Source organism: Streptomyces sp. NK08204 (assembly GCF_020400585.1).
Lineage (GTDB): Bacteria > Actinomycetota > Actinomycetes > Streptomycetales > Streptomycetaceae > Streptomyces.
Genome location: NZ_JAINVF010000001.1, coordinates 142,220 through 154,880, shown reverse-complemented (window position 1 = coordinate 154,880; position 12,661 = coordinate 142,220). Strand labels below are relative to the sequence as shown.

10 protein-coding genes and 1 pseudogene are annotated in these 12,661 nt (G+C 72.9%); 5 read left to right on the top strand and 6 right to left on the bottom strand.

Annotated elements, in window-relative coordinates:
- Positions 1-90 precede the first annotated feature (90 nt).
- Positions 91-243: pseudogene (locus K7G59_RS00685) on the bottom strand ((4Fe-4S)-binding protein); the annotation flags it as partial.
- Between the two features lie 141 nt (positions 244-384).
- Between K7G59_RS00685 and K7G59_RS00680 the strand changes: the two are divergent.
- On the top strand, positions 385-1,686 hold the full coding sequence (locus K7G59_RS00680) for an alpha/beta fold hydrolase (RefSeq protein WP_225829785.1): 1,302 nt from the start codon (positions 385-387) through the stop codon (positions 1,684-1,686).
- Between the two features lie 95 nt (positions 1,687-1,781).
- A complete protein-coding gene (locus tag K7G59_RS00675; protein ID WP_225829784.1) occupies positions 1,782-2,525 on the top strand; it encodes a PIG-L deacetylase family protein in 744 nt (247 codons plus the stop codon).
- Here K7G59_RS00675 and K7G59_RS00670 read toward each other — a convergent pair.
- On the bottom strand, positions 2,515-4,008 hold the full coding sequence (locus K7G59_RS00670) for a cytochrome P450 (RefSeq protein WP_225829783.1): 1,494 nt from the start codon (positions 4,006-4,008) through the stop codon (positions 2,515-2,517). The genes K7G59_RS00675 and K7G59_RS00670 overlap by 11 nt on opposite strands.
- A 119-nt stretch (positions 4,009-4,127) precedes the next feature.
- Here K7G59_RS00670 and K7G59_RS00665 point away from each other — a divergent pair, with 119 nt between their 5' ends.
- The gene (locus tag K7G59_RS00665) at positions 4,128-4,733 is read left to right on the top strand and encodes a TetR/AcrR family transcriptional regulator (RefSeq protein ID WP_225829782.1); all 606 of its coding nucleotides are present in this window, start codon (positions 4,128-4,130) and stop codon (positions 4,731-4,733) included.
- A 103-nt stretch (positions 4,734-4,836) separates the two neighbouring features.
- A complete protein-coding gene (locus K7G59_RS00660; protein ID WP_225830232.1) occupies positions 4,837-5,562 on the top strand; it encodes a DUF2470 domain-containing protein in 726 nt (241 codons plus the stop codon).
- Here the strand turns inward: K7G59_RS00660 and K7G59_RS00655 are convergent.
- From K7G59_RS00655 to K7G59_RS00645, 3 genes are all read right to left on the bottom strand, one after another.
- Positions 5,530-6,744 (bottom strand): lactonase family protein, encoded by a 1,215-nt coding sequence (locus tag K7G59_RS00655; RefSeq protein WP_225829781.1) that lies wholly within the window; start codon positions 6,742-6,744, stop codon positions 5,530-5,532. The genes K7G59_RS00660 and K7G59_RS00655 overlap by 33 nt on opposite strands.
- 52 nt (positions 6,745-6,796) lie before the next feature.
- Positions 6,797-8,050, bottom strand: a complete 1,254-nt coding sequence (locus K7G59_RS00650; RefSeq protein WP_225829780.1) for an aromatic acid exporter family protein — start codon at positions 8,048-8,050, stop codon at positions 6,797-6,799.
- Between the two features lie 61 nt (positions 8,051-8,111).
- On the bottom strand, positions 8,112-8,606 hold the full coding sequence (locus K7G59_RS00645; protein WP_225829779.1) for an FBP domain-containing protein: 495 nt from the start codon (positions 8,604-8,606) through the stop codon (positions 8,112-8,114).
- Positions 8,607-8,912: 306 nt separating this feature from the next.
- Between K7G59_RS00645 and K7G59_RS00640 the strand changes: the two genes are divergently transcribed.
- The gene (locus K7G59_RS00640) at positions 8,913-9,806 is read left to right on the top strand and encodes an alpha/beta fold hydrolase (RefSeq protein ID WP_225829778.1); all 894 of its coding nucleotides are present in this window, start codon (positions 8,913-8,915) and stop codon (positions 9,804-9,806) included.
- Positions 9,807-9,866: 60 nt separating this feature from the next.
- On the opposite strand, the gene K7G59_RS00635 is transcribed toward K7G59_RS00640, so the two are convergent.
- Positions 9,867-12,248: an excinuclease ABC subunit UvrA gene (locus K7G59_RS00635; RefSeq protein ID WP_225830231.1), complete on the bottom strand. Its 2,382-nt coding sequence runs from the start codon at positions 12,246-12,248 to the stop codon at positions 9,867-9,869.
- Positions 12,249-12,661 lie beyond the last annotated feature (413 nt).

Genomic DNA, 12,661 nt, shown 5'->3' with positions numbered 1-12,661 from the left:
CGCTCGTGGGGCCGTTCGCCCGGTCGTACGTCCGGTCGGTACGTCCGAGCCGTCCGCCGGATCCGCCCCCCAGGAGCCGCCCCCTGCCCCTCACTTCGCCCCGTCCCTTCCACCGCGCGTGCGCTGCCACCAGTCGCGGAACGGCTCCGCCGGCACCGCCGGCAGGTCCCGCGCCCCGCTCCACGCCCGGCCGGGACCCGACAGGGTACGCGGATGCAGCCGGCGCGTGCGGGAGGTCAGCCGGCACAGCAGCGCGTCACCGGCGCCTCCGGAGCCTGTTGCTGACTCAGGGTTCAGTAACAATCCACGTCCCCTGGGGGGCGGAGGGCGGGCGGGCATGTGCTGAACTGGGTCGTGTCCGTCCCATCCGTCCCGGGAGACCCGTTGAGCCTCAGTTGTCGCCAGCCCGGCGTCGTCCTCACCGACCGCCACTTCACCGTGCCCCTCGACCATGCCGATCCGGGGGGCGAGACCATCGAGCTGTATGCCCGCGAGGTGGTCGCGAGCGACAAGGCGGGTAAGGAGCTGCCCTGGCTGCTGTACCTCCAGGGCGGACCGGGCTTCGGGGCGAATCGGTTCGTCGGTCGGCAGGCCTGGCTCGACCGTGCGCTCAAGGACTACCGCGTGCTGCTCCTCGACCAGCGCGGTACCGGCCGTTCCACGCCCGCCACCCGGCAGACGCTCCCGTTGCGCGGCGGTCCGGCCGAACAGGCCGACTACCTCGCCCGGTTCCGCGCCGACTCGATCGTCCGCGACTGCGAGGCCATCCGCCCGGAGGTCACCGGCGGCGCCCCCTGGACCGTGCTCGGCCAGAGCTTCGGCGGCTTCTGCACGGTGACGTACCTCTCCCACGCCCCCGAGGGCATCGACACCGCGATCGTCACCGGCGGGCTGCCCTCCCTCGACGCCCACGCCGACGACGTCTACCGGGCCGCCTACCCGCGCGTCGAACGCAAGGTCGCCGCGCACTACGCCCGCTACCCGCAGGACGTCGAGCGGGCCCGCCGCATCGCCGACCACCTCCTCACCCACGACGTCGTCCTGCCCAACGGCCACCGTCTCACCGTCGAGGCCTTCCAGTCGCTCGGCCTGATGCTCGGCGCGGGCGACGGCAGCCACCGGCTGCACTACCTCCTGGAGGACGCCTTCGTCCGTACGCCGGGCGGCCTGCAGCTGTCCGACGCCTTCCAGGAGCAGGTGCAGGCCCTGCTGTCGTACGCGGGCCACCCCCTGTACGCCCTCGTCCACGAGGCCATCTACGGCCAGGACGCCCGTCCCACCGCCTGGGCCGCCGAGCGCGTGCGCGCCGAGTTCCCGCAGTTCGACGCCGCCAAGGCGCTGGCGGGCGACGCCCCGGTGCTCTTCACCGGCGAGACCATCCACCCCTGGATGTTCGACACCGACCCGGCCCTGCGCCCGCTGCGCGAGACGGCCGAGATGCTGGCCGCCCGCACCGACTGGGCGCCCCTGTACGACGCCGAGCGGCTCGGCGCGAACGAGGTCCCGGTCGCCGCGGCCGTCTACCACGACGACATGTACGTCGACACCGCCCACGCCCTTCAGACCGCCCGCGCCATCCGGGGCCTGCGCACCTGGGTCACCGACGAGTTCGAGCACGACGGGCTGCGCGCGGGCGCGCCCCGGGTGCTGGACCGGCTGCTGGCGCTCGCCCGTGACGAGGCGTGACCTACGGCGGCCGTGACGAAGGAGCCGCCGCGGCGCCAGACGTCGCTGTGACAAAAGGCGTTGGGAGGAGGGGCGCGGCGGCTTAGTCTGCGCCCATGACCGACTCTACGATCACTCAGCTCCAGCCCCTGCCCGACGACTGGCGGCGCGCCCTCGCCGTGGTCGCGCACCCCGACGACCTGGAGTACGGGTGCGCGGCGGCCGTCGCCGCCTGGACCGACGCCGGCCGCGAGGTCGCCTATGTGCTGGCGACCCGCGGGGAGGCCGGGATCGACACCCTCGATCCCGCCACCTGCGGCCCGCTGCGCGAGCGCGAGCAGCGGGCGAGTGCGGCCGTCGTCGGCGTGGACAGCGTGGAGTTCCTGGACCACCGGGACGGAATGATCGAGTACGGTCCCGCGCTGCGCCGCGACATCGCCGCGGCGATCCGCCGTCACCGCCCGGAACTCGTCATCACCCTCAACCACCGTGACACCTGGGGCGGGGTCGCCTGGAACACGCCCGACCATGTCGCCGTCGGCCGGGCCACCCTGGACGCGGCGGCCGACGCCGGCAACCGATGGATCTTCCCCGAACTCATCGAGCAGGGGCTGGAGCCCTGGAACGGCGTCCGCTGGGTCGCCATCGCTGGTTCCGCGCAGCCGACCCACGCGGTGGACGCCACACCCGGGCTGGAGCGGGCGGTGCGCTCCCTGCTCGAACACCGCTCCTACATAGAGGCGTTGACCACCGAGGACCCGGAGACCTACGTCCGCGGCTTCCTGACCGCCAACGCGACCGCCACCGCGGACCGCTTCGGCGGTACACCGGCCGTGGCCTTCGAGGTGTTCAGCCGATAGTCAGTGAACCGTCCCCGGCCGGAGTGGCGGCGGTGGTTGCGGGGGCGGTGCGCCGCTCCAGGCCGAGCCGCAGCCCCTCCGGCATCACCGTCAGGCGTTCGGTGACCCGCAGCCGGTAGTCCGGATCGGGCCGCAGCTCGTAGCGGCGCAGCAGCAGACCGAGCACCAGCGTCGCCTCGTGCAGCGCGAACTGGCGGCCGATGCAGGCCCGCGCGCCGGTCCCGAACGGCTTGAAGGTGTGCGCGGGGCGGGACCGTACGGCCTTGGCGTCGAACCGGTCCGGGTCGAACCGCTCGGCGTCCGCGCCCCACACCTGCGGGTCGCGGTGCAGCAGCGGCAGCAGCACCAGCGTCCAGGCGCCGCGCCGCATCGGATGCTCCCCGGCCAGCACCGTGTCGTGCCGGGCCTCCCGGGCGTAGGCGGGCGCGGTCGGCCACAGCCGTAGCGACTCGTCCAGCACCCGGCGGACGTAGCGCAGTTTGGCGACCTGGTCGTAGCCGGGCCGGGGGGTGTCGCCCCAGATCCGGTCCACCTCGGCGCGGGCCCGCGCGGCGACGTCCGGGTGCCGGGCGAGATAGTACAGGGCGAAGGAGAGCGCGCCCGAGGTGGTCTCGTGGCCCGCCACCAGGAACGTGATCACCTGCTTGCGGACGTTCTCGGCCGACAGCCGCTCCCCGGTCCTGGGGTGGGCCGTCTCCAGCATGCGGTCCAGCAGGTCCCCGTCCCCGCCGCCGGAGCGGCGCCGGGCCGCCACCACGTCGTCGACCGTGCGGTTCAGACGGGCGATGTCGGCCTCGTTGCGCCGGGCGGCGCCGCGCAGCAGCAGCGGCGCCAGCGGCGTGGGCACGCTGTTCAGGCGCTGCGCGTAGGTGAGCGTCCCCACCATCGCTGTGACGAAGGGGTGCGGCCGGTCCCGCTCGAAGGACCCGAAGCCGTGCCCGAACCCGGTGCGCGCGATCGTCTCCAGGGTCAGCCTGGTCATGTCGCCGGGCACGTCCACCGTGCGTCCGGCCGCCAGCTCGCGGTCCCAGTGGCCGGTCAGCCGCTCGGCGACCTCCAGCATCATCCCGTGGTAGCCCTCCATGGCCTCCCGGCTGAAACCGGGCGCCAGAACATCGTGCGCCAGCTGCCAGTTCGGCTCGTGGTTGTACGCCGTGAACAGGCCGTCCCCGGCGACCGGACGCAGATTGGCGACCCCGAGGCCCACGTGCTTGGCGAACCGGGCCTCGTCGGCGAGATCGGCGACCAGGCGGGAGCCCCACACGAACACGAACTCGTTGCCGAAGGCGCGGCGCCGGAAGATCGGGCCCAGCTCGCGCCCGAAGCGCATGGAGTCCTGCAGGGGGCGGTGCCGGTCGACGCCGATGACATCGCCGAGCAGCGGCAGCCGGCGCGGCGGATGCGGGATGCGGTCCAGCTCGGGCCAGCCCTGCTCGGCACCCCGGAACCCCTTCGGCAGCCCGGTCTCCCTCGTCTGCGCCATGACGCGATCTCCCTTGATGCAACGCAGCGTTGTCCCTGCGAACACGCGTGTTGTACGTGGGTTCAATAAGGCTCCCAGTGTCGTCCGCTTGTTGAACCGGCGTCAAGTAAAGTGGCGCCATGTCCGCGAACCAGGGGGAGCGTGCCCGGCGCAGACTCAGCACCGAGGAGCGCCGTGAACAGCTGCTGTCCGTCGGGGCGAGGCTGTTCTCGGAAAGTCCCTACGACGACGTGTGGATCGAGCAGGTGGCCGAGATCGCCGGAGTCTCGCGCGGGCTGCTGTACCACTACTTCCCCACCAAGCGGGACTTCTTCGCGGCCGTGGTGGAGCGCGAGAGCGAGCGCATGCTGCGTATGACGGCGGCGGTGCCCGGGGTGCCGGCGCGCGAACAGCTCACCGCCAATCTCGACGCATACCTCGCCTACGTCCAGGCGCACGCTCATGGCTTCCGTGCCTTCCACCGCGCCGATGCGGCCGGGGACCAGGCCGTGCGGCGCGTCTACCAGCATGCGCTGGCCGCGCAGGAACGGCAGATCCTGGCCGCGCTGGCGGCCGACCCGGAGTTCGGGTCCGTGTTCGACCGCGGCCCGGAGGTGCGCCTGGCCGTGCGCGGCTGGCTCGCGTTCACCACGGCCGTCTGCCTCGAGTGGCTGCGCGACGGCTCGCCGGCCCGGGAACAGGTCCGGGACCTGTGTGCCCGTGCCCTGCTGGGTGTCCTCGGATAACTCCCCGGCCTCACAGGGGCCCGCGCGCGGTTGGCGCTTGCTCCGATCTCCGATAAGTTAGGCAAGGCTTACCTAATGAGGAGGTCTCAGGATGGCGGACGGTATGGACGGCACGCGCGGCTGGGCGGCTGGACCCGGGGTGGCTGAACGGGCGCGGTCGGTGCTGGCCGCCGCGTGGTCCTGCGCGGTGACCGCCGGCGGCGCCCGTGAGGAGTACGCCGGCGTGCACTCCGTGACCGACGGCGGAGAGGTGGTGCTCGCCGCACCCGTGGACAGTGCCCTGCGCACGGCGGCGCTGTGCGCCCCACGCGGGGAGCCGTCCGCCGTGCTGGAGTTCGCCGACGTGGCTCCCGTACCGGTGCGCAACCGCATCCGCGCCCGGCTGTGGCTCGCCGGGTGGTGCACCCCCGTCGGCGACGACCTGCTGCTCCGGCCCACCCGGGTGGTGCTGCGGCAGCCCTCGGGTCCGGTCCTCGTGGACGTCGACGAGTTCGCCGCCGCCCGGCCCGACCCGCTGACCGGCGACGAGGCCCGGCTGCTCACCCACCTCGCCGAGGCCCACCCGGACGCCGTCGAGCGGCTCACCCGGCTCGTGCGGCCGGAGAGCCTGCACGCCGCGACCCGGGTACGGCCCCTCGCCGTCGACCGGCACGGACTGACCCTGCGCATCGAACGCACCCGCGCCCACGGCGACGTACGGCTGCCTTTCCACGCGCCCGCCGACGACCTTCCGCAGCTCGCCGAGCGCGTGCACGTCCTGCTGGCGCAGGCCGGCGCCGCCGCCTGCCCCCGGGCCCTACAGCGGCAGCGCGCAGACGGCGACGGGTGAGGCGAACGGCTCGCCCGCCAGGCGCAGTCCGCCCTGGTCCGCGTCCACGTGGAAGACGCTGACGGTGCTCGACCGCTGGTTCGCCGCGAACAGCAGCCGCCCGTCCGGCGAGAACGCGATCTGCCGCGGGAAGTCCCCGGCCACCGGTACCGTGCCGAGCAGCCGCAGCCGCGCGCCGTCCGCCTCGACGGCGTACCGGGCCAGGCAGTCGGCACCGCGGTTGGCCAGGAAGGCATAGCGGCCGTTCGCCGTCACCAGCAGCTGCGCCGGGTAGTTGGTCACGCCGCCCGAACCCGTCGGCTGCGGCTCCCCGACGGTCAGCCGTCCGGTGTCCGGGTCGTAGCCGCAGACCGTGACCGTGTCGTCCACCTCGTCGGCGAGGTACGCGTACCGGCCGCCCGGATGGAAGGTCAGATGGCGCGGCCCCGCGCCCGGCCGGGTGTGCGCCTGGGCCACCGGCGTCAGCGTGCCCTTCGTGTGGTCGAGGCGGTAGGTGTGGACGGTGTCGGTGCCGAGGTCGACGGCGAGGACGTGACGGCCGTCGGGGCCGGTGACGACCTGGTGGGCGTGCGGGCCCTGTCGGCCGGGACCGGGCGGCGGCGCGGTGTGGGTGACCCGGTCGCTGCGCTCGCCGAGGGCGCCCGAGGCGTCGATCGGGTGCACGGCGACGCTGCCCGACCGGTAGTCGGCGCTGAGCAGCCAGCGCCCGCTGGGATGCACCGACAGGTGGCAGGTCCCGGCGCCGCCCGTGCTCCGGGTGCCGAGGATCCGCCGGTCCGCGAGGCGGATCGCCGTGACCGCGCCGTCCTCGCACTCGTTCACGGCGTACAGCGTGCGGCCGTCCGGGTGACGGGCGAGATACGACGGGTCGGGCACACCCGTGAGCGTTCCCGAGCCGGTGATCCGGCCGGTCGCCGGGTCGTACGAGGCCGTCGCGATGCCGGTGCCGCCGCCGTCGACGGAGGTGTAGGTGCCCAGGTACAGCGGGCGGGGTGCGGATCCCTCCCGGGGTGATCCGGCGGACGTCTTCTCATCAGGCGCGGGCGCGGGCGCGGGCGCGGGCGCAGATTCGGGTGCGGGGGCGCCGCCCGCCGGTGGTGCCGCGGGCGACGGGACCGCCACGACGGCCGCCGCGCCCGCCACGGCCCCGACGAAGCGCCGCCTGCTCCAGCCTCGCCCCACCGCCCGTGCCTCCCTTTCCGCCCCGCACCGGGCCTCTTCGCGCTTCACCTCGTCACCAGGAACCTCCGCCGAACCCGGCGCGGTTGCGCCACAGCCGGTCCTGCACACCGAGCCTCTCACGCAGCCGGGACATGCCCAGCAGCTTGGTCCGCTGGGCCCGGGACACCCGGTCCAGTTCCTCCAGCAGGCGGCGGGTGCGGTGCTCGGTGTCGAGTTCGTCGATCATCCGGTTCACCTCAGTGAGCACGGCGCCCAGCAGCTGCCAGTTCTCCCCGTCCTTGCGGACCTCGGCCGCCAGCAGCTCGGCGAGCCGGTCGCGGGTGTTGGCCGCCGTGTGCAGCTCGGCCGTCAGCCGTGCCTCGGCCGACTCGGCGTTCTCGCTCAGATGCGTGGTGACGAGGACCGCGAAGCTCACCACGGCGTCGCCGATCTCCGACAGCAACTGCTCCACCGTCGCCCCGATCCGGGGCGGGAACAGCTCCCGGGCGCCACGGGCCTTCGCCAGGTCCGTGAAGGAGCGGGCCAGCACCCGCAGCACGACCGTGCAGATCTCCAGCGTGTCCAGGCCGGTGCGCATCACCACCCGGTGCAGCAGGCCCTCCCTGACGCGCGGATTGAGCCGCAGACTGTCCTCGGCCTGCCGCAGCGCCGCGTCCACCTGGACGATGTCGTGGTCCAGCCGGCGTGCCTCGTGCAGCCGCTCCGCCGCCCGCTGCCAGGGGATGCCGCCCGCTGCCTCCTCACCCATCCGCAGCATCAGCCGACGCACCCGGCGCGCCAGGTCCTCGATCGACCGGCCGGCCTCGTCCACCCACACCGGGGGCGGCAGCAGCAGGTTGCAGGCCATCCCGACGACCGCGCCGATCAACGTCTCCACGATCCGTGCCCAGGCGGTGAACCCGACGGTGGTCACCCCGAGCACCAGCATGGCGCTGATCGCCACCTCGGCCACGTACTCGTCGACGCGCACCAGGTGCCCCACGGCCAGCGAGGCCACGATCAGCAGCGCCAGGCTCCACCAGGTCAACCCCACCAGCAGGCTGAACGCGATGGCCACCAGGACGCCGGCCACCACCGAGTTCACCCGGCGGATGCCGTTGGTGAGCGTGGCGTAGAAGGTGACCTGGACGACCAGCAGGGCGGTCAGGGGCGCGGTCAGCGGGGCCGGCTCGGGACTCAGACGAAGCGCGACGACGTAGGCGATCGTCGCCGCCGCGGCGGACCGCAGCGTCTGGACGACCACCGGTTCCCGGCGGCGCCCCGTGAGGCGCCTGAGTTTCGCGGTCCACTTCCGTACGTCGTGCATCCCTTGGCCTGTTCCCGCTCCTCGCCCGCGTCGAACGTGGCCGTCCCCCGGTGGCGGGGTGTCACACGTACAGCTTGTCGAGGAACGCGGACAGATTGCCCGTCAGGCGGGCGATCTGCTCCTCGAGGGTGAGGCTCTCCTCGAAGCGGGTCCCGGACTCGGGCACCTTCTTGCCGCGCACGTACAGCGAACACGCCAGGTCGGTGCACATGTACAGGCCGACCGAGTTGCCCTCGCGGCCCGCCGGGCCGGCCTTGCGCGCGGTCATCAGCGACACCCCGCCGCCGGGATGGGTCGTCAGGCACACCGAGCACATGCTGCGGTGCAGGAACCCGCGCTGCGAGGCGGGGAAGCGCAGCGCGAGCCCCACCGGTTCACCCGCTCGCTCGGTGACCAGATAGCTGCGGTCGGGCGCGCCCGGATCGCGCCAGCCGAGGAAGTCGAGATCGTCCCAGGGGCGGTCGCCGAGATCGCGTGGCACCGTCAGCCGTTTGGCCTCCCCCTTGGAGCAGTTGACAAAGGAGGCGCGTAGGTCCTGCTCGGTGAGCGGTCGCATGGGGGAGTCCTTCTGATGAGTCCGGTTGCCGGGGCGGACTGCGCCCCGGAACCTAGAGAGCTTAGGTACTTGCCTAGAGTAGGTAGCCAGGCGGAGGGCGGGCCAATGGTTTTCCGGTGGCGGTGGCGGTGGCGGTGGCGGTGGCGGTGGCGGTGGCTGTGCTGTTCCGCTCCGTTTCACGGTACGGGCATGACCCGGCAGGTAATCGACCCGTGTGCGGGATCAGGGAAACATCGGGGTCGTCGAGAACGACGCCCGTACCGCCGGATCGGCCGGAGATCGGCCGGACACCCCGAGGAGGCCCTCATGCCGTACTTCACGAGCCCCGTCGACGGCGCCCGCCTGCACTACACCGACCAGGGTCCCGCGACCGGGCCCGTCGCCGTCTTCCTCGCCAGTGCCTACATGGGGCACGAGATGTGGGAGTACCAGATGCTGCCGCTGGCCGAGGCCGGTTACCGCTGCGTCGGCCTGGACCGGCGCGGCCACGGCAAATCCGAGGACACCTGGGACGGCTACGACCTCGACACCCTCGCCGACGACCTGCACGGCCTGCTGGACCACCTCGACCTCGGTGACGTCACCCTGATCGCCCACTCCGTGGGCACCGGTGAGGCAGTGCGCTGCCTGAGCCGGCACGGCACCGGCCGCGTGGCCCGGCTCGCCCTGGTCGCCGGTGTCGCCCCCGGCGTCGTCCGCTCGCCGGGCACCCCCGACGGGCTGGACCCGGCGCTCGTCGAGGCCGACAACGAAGTGTTCCGGCGCGACCGGGCGGCGTACTTCACGGCCCTGGCGGACGACTTCTTCGCCCTGTCCCGGCCCGGCAACGAGGTGTCCCCCGCCTACGTCCGTTACATGATCGACCGCTGCCTGGTCTCCACGCCCCGTGCCTCGAACGCCGTACGTGACGTGGTCGCCGCCCTGGACGTGGCCGCGGAGCTGGCGGCCCTGACCCTCCCGGTGCTCGTCGTGCACGGCACCCACGACGCCTCGGCACCCCTGGAGCTCACCGGCGCCCGCAGCGCACGGCTCGCGCCCCACAGCACCCTGAAGGTGTACGAGAACGGCGGCCACGGACTCTTCGCCACCCACGCGGAGCTGCTCACCGCGGATCTGCGGGAGTTCATCGAAGCGGGGCAGGCCGAACGCACCGGGCGCGCCGACGCCGAGGCACTCGCCGGAGCGGGAGCCGAGCTCTGACGCACCACGGTGTGCCCTGGAGCCGGGCCCACCAGGCCCCGGCCCGTGCCCCGGCCCCGGTCAGGCGCCGACGTACGCCGCGAGATGCTCACCCGTGAGGGTGGAGCGGGCGGCGACGAGGTCCACGGGGGTGCCCTCGAAGACGATCCGGCCGCCGTCGTGACCGGCGCCGGGGCCGAGGTCGATGATCCAGTCGGCGTGCGCCATGACCGCCTGATGGTGCTCGATGACGATCACCGACTTGCCGGAGTCCACGAGCCGGTCCAGCAGGCCGAGCAGCTGTTCGACGTCGGCGAGGTGCAGGCCAGTGGTCGGCTCGTCCAGGACGTAGACGCCGCCCTTCTCGGCCATGTGCGTGGCCAGCTTGAGCCGCTGCCGCTCACCGCCGGACAACGTGGTGAGCGGCTGGCCGAGGCTGAGGTAGCCGAGCCCGACGTCGGCGAGCCGCCCCAGGATGCGGTGCGCGGCCGGTGTGTGCGCTTCACCGGCGCCGAAGAACGCCTCGGCCTCGGTCACCGGCATCGCCAGCACCTCGCTGATGTTCCGGCCGCCGAGCCGGTACTCCAGCACCGCGGCCTGGAACCGCCTCCCCTCACAGTCCTCGCAGGTGGTGGCGACGCCGGCCATCATCGCCAGGTCGGTGTAGACGACGCCGGCGCCGTTGCAGGTGGGGCAGGCGCCCTCGGAGTTGGCGCTGAACAGCGCCGGCTTGACCCCGTTGGCCTTGGCGAACGCCTTGCGGATCGGGTCGAGCAGCCCGGTGTACGTCGCCGGGTTGCTCCGCCGCGAACCGCGGATCGCGCTCTGGTCGACCGACACCACCCCCGCGCCGGGCGGGATCGAGCCGTGCACGAGCGAACTCTTGCCGGAGCCCGCGACGCCGGTGACGACGGCCAGCACCCCGAGCGGGATGTCCACGTCGACGCCCTGGAGGTTGTTCGCCGTGGCGCCGCGGATCTCCAGCGTGCCGGTGGGCTTGCGCACCGTCTTCTTCAGTGAGGCCCGGTCGTCGACGTGCCGGCCGGTGACGGTGCCGGAGGCCCGCAGCCCCTCCACGGTGCCCTCGAAGCAGACCGTGCCGCCCGCCGTACCGGCACCGGGACCGAGGTCCACGACGTGGTCGGCGATCGCGATCACCTCCGGCTTGTGCTCCACGACGAGCACCGTGTTGCCCTTGTCCCGCAGCCGCAGCAGCAGGCCGTTCATCCGCTGGATGTCGTGGGGGTGCAGGCCCGCCGTGGGCTCGTCGAAGACGTAGGTGGTGTCGGTGAGCGGGGAGCCGAGATGGCGGATCATCTTGACGCGCTGCGCCTCGCCGCCCGACAGCGTGCCTGCCGACCGGTCCAGCGAGAGATAGCCGAGGCCGATCTCCACGAACGAGTCGAGGCTGTGCCCCAGCTTCTCCAGCAGCGGCGCCACGGACGGCTCGTCCAGACCCCGGACCCAGTCGGCCAGGTCACTGATCTGCATCGCGCAGGCGTCGGCGATGCTGATCCCCCCGATCTTCGAGGACCGGGCGCCCTCGGCGAGCCGGGTGCCCTCGCACTCGGGGCAGGTGGTGAACGTCGTGGCCCGTTCCACGAAGGCGCGCACGTGCGGCTGCAGCGCGTCGATGTCCTTGGCCAGCATCGACTTCTGGATCTTCGGGATGAGGCCCTCGTAGGTGAGGTTGACGCCGTCCACCTTGATCTTGGTGGGCTCCTTGTGGAGGAGGTCGTGCAGCTCCTTCTTCGTGTACCTGCGGATCGGCTTGTCCGGGTCGAAGAAGCCGCAGCCCTTGAAGATGCGGCCGTACCAGCCGTCCATGCTGTAGCCGGGGATCGTGAGGGCGCCCTCGTTCAGTGACTTGGAGTCGTCGTACAGCTGGGTGAGGTCGATGTCGGAGACCGTGCCCCGGCCCTCGCAGCGCGGGCACATGCCGCCGGTGCGGGTGAAGGTCGCCTTCTCGGTCTTGCGGGCGCCGCGCTCGACGGTGATGGCACCGCTCGCCCGGACCGAGGGCACGTTGAAGGCGTACGCGCTGGGCGGGCCGATGTGCGGCTGCCCGAGCCGGCTGAAGAGGATGCGCAGCAGCGCGTTGGCGTCGGTGGCGGTGCCGACGGTGGAGCGGGGGTCGGCGCCCATCCGCTGCTGGTCGACGATGATCGCGGTCGTCAGCCCTTCCAGGACGTCGACCTCGGGACGCGCCAGGGTCGGCATGAAGCCCTGCACGAACGCGCTGTAGGTCTCGTTGATCAGCCGCTGCGACTCCGCGGCGATCGTGTCGAACACCAGGGAACTCTTGCCCGAGCCGGAGACCCCCGTGAACACCGTCAGCCGGCGCTTCGGGATCTCTACGGTGACGTCCTTGAGGTTGTTCTCGCGCGCGCCGTGCACGCGGAGCACGTCGTGGCTGTCGGCGGCGTGCGGCGCGGGGGCCTGCGGGGCCGCGCTCCGGGCCATGCTCATCGTCTCTCCATCTGTCGGGCGGGGCCGCCTGCGCGGACTCCGGCCGACACGCTACGTGCCGCCCGGGTGCCGGCGCTTCTCGAATTCTGACCGGTTCGGTCACGAGTTTCCGGCCGTTCCGGTCGCTGGCTTGCGGCCGTCTCGGTCACCGGCTTGCGGGCGTGTTGTCCGCCGGTCTCCGGCCGTTCCGTCTGCTGGCTTGCGGCCGCCCTGGTCGCTGGCTTGCGGGCGTCTCGGTCACCGGCTTGCGGGCGTGCTGTCCGCCGGTCTCTGGCCGTCCTGTCCGCTGATTTGCGGGCGTGTTGTCCGCCGGTCTCCGGCCGTCCCGTCCACTGGCTCGCGGCCCGTCTCGGTCACCGGCTTCCGGCCGCCCCGTCCACCCGCCTCCGACGGGTCCGGTCACCGGC

Bases quoted from the DNA above. Each gene is read 5' to 3' on its own strand.
- K7G59_RS00635 (WP_225830231.1), bottom strand. From the start codon at position 12,248: ATGGCCCGGAGCGCGGCCCCGCAGGCCCCCGCGCCGCACGCCGCCGAC.
- K7G59_RS00645 (WP_225829779.1), bottom strand. From the start codon at position 8,606: ATGCGACCGCTCACCGAGCAGGACCTACGCGCCTCCTTTGTCAACTGC.
- K7G59_RS00675 (WP_225829784.1), top strand. From the start codon at position 1,782: ATGACCGACTCTACGATCACTCAGCTCCAGCCCCTGCCCGACGACTGG.
- K7G59_RS00670 (WP_225829783.1), bottom strand. From the start codon at position 4,008: ATGGCGCAGACGAGGGAGACCGGGCTGCCGAAGGGGTTCCGGGGTGCC.
- K7G59_RS00660 (WP_225830232.1), top strand. From the start codon at position 4,837: ATGGACGGCACGCGCGGCTGGGCGGCTGGACCCGGGGTGGCTGAACGG.
- K7G59_RS00640 (WP_225829778.1), top strand. From the start codon at position 8,913: ATGCCGTACTTCACGAGCCCCGTCGACGGCGCCCGCCTGCACTACACC.
- K7G59_RS00665 (WP_225829782.1), top strand. From the start codon at position 4,128: ATGTCCGCGAACCAGGGGGAGCGTGCCCGGCGCAGACTCAGCACCGAG.
- K7G59_RS00650 (WP_225829780.1), bottom strand. From the start codon at position 8,050: ATGCACGACGTACGGAAGTGGACCGCGAAACTCAGGCGCCTCACGGGG.